Source organism: Salipiger marinus (assembly GCF_900100085.1).
Lineage (GTDB): Bacteria > Pseudomonadota > Alphaproteobacteria > Rhodobacterales > Rhodobacteraceae > Salipiger > Salipiger marinus.
In genome coordinates this window covers 1-6562 of the sequence record NZ_FNEJ01000056.1, presented here as the reverse complement: position 1 = coordinate 6562, position 6562 = coordinate 1, and the positions used below count along the sequence as shown (strand labels likewise).

Below are 6562 nucleotides of genomic sequence, written 5' to 3'. Positions count from 1 at the left end.
CCAGCATCTGGCCGGTGGCGTTCATGTCGTTGTCGATGGCCTGCTTGCCCATCAGCACCAGACCGGGCGCCTCGTCCCGGACGATGGCGGCAAGGATCTTGGCCACGGCCAGCGGTTCGATGTCCTGATGCACGTCCTCGGCGGCGGTCACCAGAATGGCACGGTCCGCGCCCATGGCCAGCGCCGTGCGCAGCGTTTCCTGCGCCTGTTTGACGCCGATGGAGACAACCACGATTTCGGAGGCCTTGCCCGCCTCTTTCAGCCGGATGGCTTCTTCGACGGCGATCTCGTCAAACGGGTTCATCGACATCTTGACGTTGGCGAGATCGACACCGCTCCCGTCCGATTTAACCCGGACCTTCACGTTGTAATCGATCACGCGCTTCACAGGCACAAACACCTTCATGCGGCAATCCTCCTTCTCTTCTGTTCGCGGGCTCAGCAAAGGGTGCGGAACCGTTCCACCACGGTGTCCAGAACTTCGCCCGGGGGGCGGCGCCACCAGTCAGCGGCGGAAAAAACCTCGACCTCGCAGGGGCCGGCATAACCCGCCGCCTCGACCGCGCGGCGCAGCGCCTTCAGATCGGCCACCCCGTCGCCCATCATGCCACGATCCAGCAGGACATCGCGCGTGTCCGCGCGCCAGTCGCAGAGGTGATAGCCCAGAATGCGCCCCCGCGCCCGGTCGGCCAGCACCTGCGGCAGCGTGCTGTCCCACCAGCAGTGATAGACATCGACCGCGATGCCCAGATTGGGGACCGCCACCGCATCACAAAGATCCAGCGCCTCGGCCACGGTCATCACGCAGGTGCGGTCGCCGCCATAGACCGGATGCAGCGGCTCCAGCGCCAGCGCCACCCCGCAGCCCGCCGCATGGTCCGCCGCCCGCGCGATGCGGTCGGCCAGCCGCATCCGGCTGTCACGGGTGCCCTTGCTGCCCGGCTCCACCCCGCCGCTGACAAGGGTCAGCACCGGCGCGCCAAGGGCTGCCGCCATGTCGATGGCGGCGCGGAACTCCGCCATGATGGCCGCGTCATCCCCGCAGACCAGCGGCCCGGCCAGAAACGGCGCGCGGCAGAGCCCGGCCACCGTCATTCCCGCCGCGCGCACCCGCTCTCCGATCTCGACAGCGCGGTCGCCAATTTCGCGCCGCCAGAACACCAGCCCGCCAAAACCGCGCGCCGCACAGGCGTCGATCACCTGCTCGGGCGACCAGCCCGCGCCCTGCCCGTCGACATTATGGCCCAGCGTGGCGGTGTTGAGCGCGAGGGCCGAGGTGTCGGCGCTGAAATCCCGCATCACGCCACCCCGTAAAGCGCAAGCAGCCGCCGCATCCGCGCCACCGCCAGATCCGGATCGCGCAGCAGGCCGCAGGCATCGGCCTGCCGGAACGCTTCGGTGAAATACGGCAGGGGCCGCTGCGCCTGCGCGCCGTTCACCATGACAAAATGCTCCTGAAAGCCGTTGAGCCAGGCAAGGAAAACGACGCCCGTCTTGTAAAAGGGCGTGGGCGCGCGAAAAATCAGCCGGGCCAGCGGCACGGTGGGATCCAGCACCCGGTGAAACCCCGCCACATCGCCCTGCCCCAGCAGATCCACCGCCCGCGCCGCAGCGGGCGCCAGCGGATCGAAGATGCCAAGCAGCGCATGGGAAAAGCCCTGCGCATCCCCGGCGATAAGCTCGGGGTAATTGAAATCATCGCCGGTATACATGCGGACGCCTTCGGGCAGACGGCGGCGCAGCGCAATTTCCTTGTCCTTGTCCAGCAGCGAGATCTTGATGCCGTCAATCTTGGCGGCATGGGTTGCGATCAGGTCGGCCACGGTGTCCAGCGCCTCGTCAAACCCCTGCGCGCCCCAGTAACCCGCCAGCGCCGGGTCGAACATCTCGCCCAGCCAGTGCAGCACCACCGGATGATCGCAGGCTGCCAGCAGCTCGCCATAGATCCGAAGATAATCGGCAGGGCCGGTGGCGACGCGCGCGAGCGCGCGGCTGGCCATCAGGATCACCCGCGCGTCCAGCGCCTGCACCGCGTCCAGCTGGTCCATATAGGCGCGCCGGACATCGTCAAGGTTGCGCGCCTCGGCGGGGTCAAGCTGGTCGGTGCCCACGCCATTGACCACCCGCGCCTCGGGCAGCTCGGCCCGGGTGCGGCGGATCAGGTCGAGCGCGGTGGGCCAGTCCAGCCCCATGCCGCGCTGCGCGGTGTCCATCGCCTCGGCGATGCCCAGCCCCAGCCCGTGCAGATGGCGGCGAAAGGCCATGGTCCGCTCCCAGTCAAGGCAGGCAGGGCCGGAGGGATCCGCAGCCGCGAAGGGGTCGGCGACCACATGGGCGGCGGAATAGACCACGCGCGCCGCATCCTGCGGCAGCCGCGTCTCTGGCAGCGGCGTGCCGGTCAGATGGTAATCCGAAAGCCGTCCTGCGGCATCGGGAAGCGCGATTTTCATGACAGAGATTCCTCAGAAACGGGGCACCAGCATCCCGGCATCCGCCGAGATCACCTGTCCGGTCGTGTAGGGCAGCGCGCCGGAGGCCAGCGCGGCGATGATGCGGCCCATCTCCTCGGGCTGGCCGATGCGCGGAAAGAGCGTCAGCCCGTCCCGCGCCCGCGCGCTATATTCGGCGATGACCGGGGCGGTCATGTCGGTGGCGACAAGGCCGGGCTGCACGTCATAGACCGCGATGTTCTCGGGCCCGAGCCGCACCGCAAAGGCTTTGGACACCATGGCAGCCCCCGCCTTGGACACGCAGTATTCCGACCGCGGCACCGCCACCGCCACCGCATTGGAGGAGGAGACGTTGACGATGGCATGGGTCAGCGCCGCGTCGCGCGGACGGGCCAGCAGCCGTCTGGCAAAGCTCTGGCAGAGAAAGAACATCGCCTTGGTGTTCACGGCGATGCAGCGATCGAAGCTGTCCTCCCGCACCTCCAGCGGATCGCCGCGGCGCAGCACCCCCACACCCGCGTTGTTGACCAGCGTCGTCAGCGGGCCAAGTGCTGCCTCCACCCGGTCGAGCGCCGCATCATGCGCTGCCAGATCGGAGACGTCGAAGACCACCGCCGCCACCCGCGCACCCTCGGCCCGCAGGCTGTCGCAGGCCCGGGCCAGATCCTCGTCCTCGCCGGGGCCGTTCAGCGCTACGGCAAACCCGGCGCGGGCCAGTTCACGGGCGGCGGCAAATCCGATGCCGCGGCTCGATCCGGTGACAAGCGCAACCTGCCCGCTCATGCTGCGGCCCCCTTGGCCAGCAGTTCGCGCGCGATGATCATGCGCTGGATCTGGTTGGTGCCCTCGTAGATCTGGCAGATCTTGGCGTCGCGATACAGCCGCTCCACCTCGAAACCCCGGATATAGCCGGAGCCGCCGAACACCTGCACCGCATCCGCCGTGCGCGCCACCGCCGCATCCCCGGCGAAACACTTGGCCATGGAGCAGAAGCGTGTGGCATCGGCGCCGCTGTCGATCTTGAACGCCGCCTGATGGACCAGCAGCCGCGCCGCCTCCACATCCTTGGCGATGTCGGCGATGAGCCATTGCACGCCCTGAAATTCCGAAATCGCCTTGCCGAACTGCCGACGCTGCTGCGCATAGTCCACCGCCGCCTCCAGCCCGGCCTGCGTGATCCCCACCGCCAGCGCGCCGATGCCCACCCGGCCCTTGTCCAGCACGCTCATCATCATGTGAAAGCCGCGCCCCTCGGTGCCCAGCAGGGCGGCGGCGGGCAGACGCACGTCGTCAAAGCTCACCGGGCCGACCTGACTCGCGCGCTGGCCCATCTTGTGCTCCTTGGGGCCGCGGCTCACGCCCTTGGCGTGAAAATCGACGATGAAGATCGACATGCCGCGATGGCCCGCCGCCCGGTCGGTCCGCGCCAGCACAAACCCCAGATCGGCCACCGGCGCGTTGTGGATCCAGATCTTGCCGCCGTTCAGGATCCAGCCGTCGCCGTCGCGCACCGCTTCGGTGCGGATGCCCGACACGTCGGTGCCCGCCTCCGGCTCGGTGATGCAATAGGCGACGCGCGTCTTCGCCGCGAGGATGTCGGGCAGATGGCGGGCGCGCTGCGCCTCCGTGCCATGGCGGCAGAGCAGGGTCGAGATCAGCTCGACCAGCCCGCACTGGTCGGCCACCGACGCATAGCCGCGCGACAGCTCCTCCATGACCAGCGCATAGGTGACCGTGTCAAAGCCCGGCCCCCCCATGGCTTCGGGCACGCTGATGCCAAAAAGCCCAAGCTCCGCCATCTGGCTGTAGATCTCGGCGGGGAAACGCTCCTCCCGGTCCAGTTCCTCCGCGACCGGGCGGATGACCTCATTGGCGAACTGCCGCGTCATGTCGCGCACCTGACTGTGCGTTTCGGTGATATACATGCGTCTCCTCCGGTAACTATACAGTTACTTATAAGAGCGCAGAGCGCATCGGTCAAGACGGCGCAACAGGCTTGAACCACAGCGCGATCCGCGCTTAAATAACCAAATAGTTACATTAGGGAGGAGCAACATGACCCCTGACGCCAAGGTGAAATTCGGTCGCGTCGATCTGGAGGTGACGGCCTTCGGATTCGGCACCGCCCCCATCGGCAACATCTTCCGCGAGATCGACGAGACCACGTCGGACGCGATGATCCAGACCGCGTGGGACGCGGGCATCCGCTATTTCGACACGGCCCCCATGTATGGCCATGGCCTGTCGGAACTGCGCGCCGGGCATTCGCTGCGCTGGAAGGACCGCAACGCCTTCGTGCTGTCCTCCAAGGTCGGGCGAGTGCTGAAGCCCGCGCGCAAGGCCGATATCGACTATGCGCCATGGACCAATGCGGGGCGGTTCATTCCGCAGTTCGACTATAGCTATGACGGGGTGATGCGGTCTTTCGAGGACAGCCTGCAGCGCCTGAACCTTGAACGCATGGACATCTGTTTCATCCATGACATCGACGTGTTCACCCGTGGCGCCGAACAGCCCGAGGTGTTCGAACAGGCGATGACCGGCGCATGGAAGGCGCTGTCGCAGCTGCGGGACGAGGGCGTGGTGAAGGCCATCGGCGTGGGCGTCAACGAATGGGAGGTCTGTCAGGCCGCGCTGGAGCGGCGCGATTTCGACTGTTTCCTGCTGGCGGGGCGCTACACGCTGCTGGAACAGGAGGCGCTCGACAGTTTCCTGCCGCTCTGCGAGGCGCGCGGCGCGGCGGTGGTCGTGGGCGGCGGGTTCAATTCGGGCATCCTTGCCACTGGCGCAACGGAGGGTGCCAAATATAACTACGCCCCCGCCCCCGCCGCGATCCTTGACCGTGTCCGCCGGATCGAGGCGGTCTGTGCCGAGTACAACGTGCCCCTGCCCGCTGCGGCGCTGCAATTCGTGGTGGCGCATCCGGCGGTGCCCAGCTTCATGGCGGGCACCCGCACGGTGGCGCAGCTGCGCCAGAACCTTGACTGGTTCGCAACCCCGATCCCGCCCGACTTCTGGGCGGATCTCAAATCCAAGGGCCTGCTGCGCGAGGATGCGCCCGTTCCCGCCTGACCGTTCCGGCCCGCGCCTTCGGCGACAGGCGCGGGCCGGGTTCAGCCCATGGGGGGACGCACCAGAATGGCCCGGAAATCGTTCACATTGGTGCCGGTGGGGCCCGGGATGAACAGATCTCCCAGCTGGTCGAACGCGCCCCATGCGTCATTGCGGGCCAGCGCCGTCATCGCATCGTGCCCGCTGGCGCGCAGACGGCCCGCGCTGGTGCCATCGGCGAAGGCGCCCGCATTGTCCTCGGTGCCGTCGATGCCATCGGTGTCGGCGGCGAGCGCGTGGATGCCTTCCAGCCCGTCCACCGCCTGCGCGAAGGCCAGCAGGAATTCGGTGTTGCGCCCGCCCCGCCCGCCGTCGCCGCGCAGCGTCACCGTGGTCTCGCCGCCCGACAGCATCACCACTGGCGCCACAAACGGCCGGTTGCGGCAGGCCACCTCGCGCGCCAGCGCCGCATGCACCCGGCCCACATCGCGCGCCTCGCCCTCGATCGCGTCCGACAGGATCACCGCCGGGACGCCCTGCGCCCCGGCCCGCGCCGCCGCCGCCTCCAGCGAGATCCGGGCCGAGGCGATCACATGCACCTCGTTGCGGGCAAAGACCGGATCGCGCGGATCGGGGGCTGCAGAGGCGGCGCTGCGGATATGGGCCAGCACCGTCTCGGGCAGCGCGATCTTCCACGCCTCGATCATCGCCAGCGCCGCGCGCGCATCCACCGCATCGGGCACGGTGGGGCCGGAGGCGACCTGCGCCGGATCATCCCCGGGCACGTCCGACACGATCAGGCTGACCACGCGGGCAGGCGCGCAGGCAGCCGCCAGCCTGCCGCCCTTGATGCGGCTCGCATGTTTGCGGATGGCGTTCATCACCCCGATCGGCGCGCCGGAGGCCAGCAGCGCCCGGTTCAGCGCCTGTTCCTCCGCCAGCGTCAGCCCCTCGGGCGGGGCGGGCAGCAGCGCCGAGCCGCCGCCGCAGACCAGCGCCACCACCAGATCACGCTCGGTCAGGCCCCGCACCGCGTCAAACAGCGCCTCTGACGCCGCCAT

At 68.4% G+C, this 6562-nt stretch carries 7 protein-coding genes; 1 reads left to right on the top strand and 6 read right to left on the bottom strand.

Annotation, left to right across the window (positions count from 1 at the left end; all coding sequences use genetic code 11):
• The 5 genes from BLR51_RS26425 to BLR51_RS26405 all read right to left on the bottom strand — a co-directional run.
• On the bottom strand, positions 1 to 406 hold a 406-nt coding region (locus tag BLR51_RS26425; protein WP_131821904.1), incomplete at its 3' end, for an electron transfer flavoprotein subunit beta/FixA family protein.
• 32 nt (positions 407 to 438) lie between these two features.
• A complete protein-coding gene (locus tag BLR51_RS26420; RefSeq protein WP_089852536.1) occupies positions 439 to 1299 on the bottom strand; it encodes a sugar phosphate isomerase/epimerase family protein in 861 nt (286 codons plus the stop codon).
• On the bottom strand, positions 1299 to 2450 hold the full coding sequence (locus tag BLR51_RS26415) for a dihydrodipicolinate synthase family protein (protein ID WP_089852535.1): 1152 nt from the start codon (positions 2448 to 2450) through the stop codon (positions 1299 to 1301). The genes BLR51_RS26420 and BLR51_RS26415 overlap by 1 nt, the downstream gene beginning before the upstream one ends.
• Positions 2451 to 2462: 12 nt before the next feature.
• Positions 2463 to 3233: a 3-ketoacyl-ACP reductase gene (locus BLR51_RS26410; protein WP_089852534.1), complete on the bottom strand. Its 771-nt coding sequence runs from the start codon at positions 3231 to 3233 to the stop codon at positions 2463 to 2465.
• Positions 3230 to 4375: an acyl-CoA dehydrogenase family protein gene (locus tag BLR51_RS26405; RefSeq protein WP_089852533.1), complete on the bottom strand. Its 1146-nt coding sequence runs from the start codon at positions 4373 to 4375 to the stop codon at positions 3230 to 3232. The genes BLR51_RS26410 and BLR51_RS26405 overlap by 4 nt, the downstream gene beginning before the upstream one ends.
• Positions 4376 to 4505: 130 nt before the next feature.
• Between BLR51_RS26405 and BLR51_RS26400 the strand changes: the two genes are divergently transcribed.
• Positions 4506 to 5522: an aldo/keto reductase gene (locus BLR51_RS26400; protein WP_089852532.1), complete on the top strand. Its 1017-nt coding sequence runs from the start codon at positions 4506 to 4508 to the stop codon at positions 5520 to 5522.
• 41 nt (positions 5523 to 5563) lie between these two features.
• Here the strand turns inward: BLR51_RS26400 and BLR51_RS26395 are convergent.
• Positions 5564 to 6562, bottom strand: a 999-nt coding sequence (locus BLR51_RS26395; protein WP_110506227.1) for a glycerate kinase type-2 family protein, incomplete at its 5' end; no start/stop codon positions are given.

Excerpts from the sequence above, each read along its gene's own strand:
- BLR51_RS26405 (WP_089852533.1), bottom strand. The coding sequence starts at position 4,375 with ATGTATATCACCGAAACGCACAGTCAGGTGCGCGACATGACGCGGCAG.
- BLR51_RS26410 (WP_089852534.1), bottom strand. The coding sequence starts at position 3,233 with ATGAGCGGGCAGGTTGCGCTTGTCACCGGATCGAGCCGCGGCATCGGA.
- BLR51_RS26415 (WP_089852535.1), bottom strand. The coding sequence starts at position 2,450 with ATGAAAATCGCGCTTCCCGATGCCGCAGGACGGCTTTCGGATTACCAT.
- BLR51_RS26420 (WP_089852536.1), bottom strand. The coding sequence starts at position 1,299 with ATGCGGGATTTCAGCGCCGACACCTCGGCCCTCGCGCTCAACACCGCC.
- BLR51_RS26400 (WP_089852532.1), top strand. The coding sequence starts at position 4,506 with ATGACCCCTGACGCCAAGGTGAAATTCGGTCGCGTCGATCTGGAGGTG.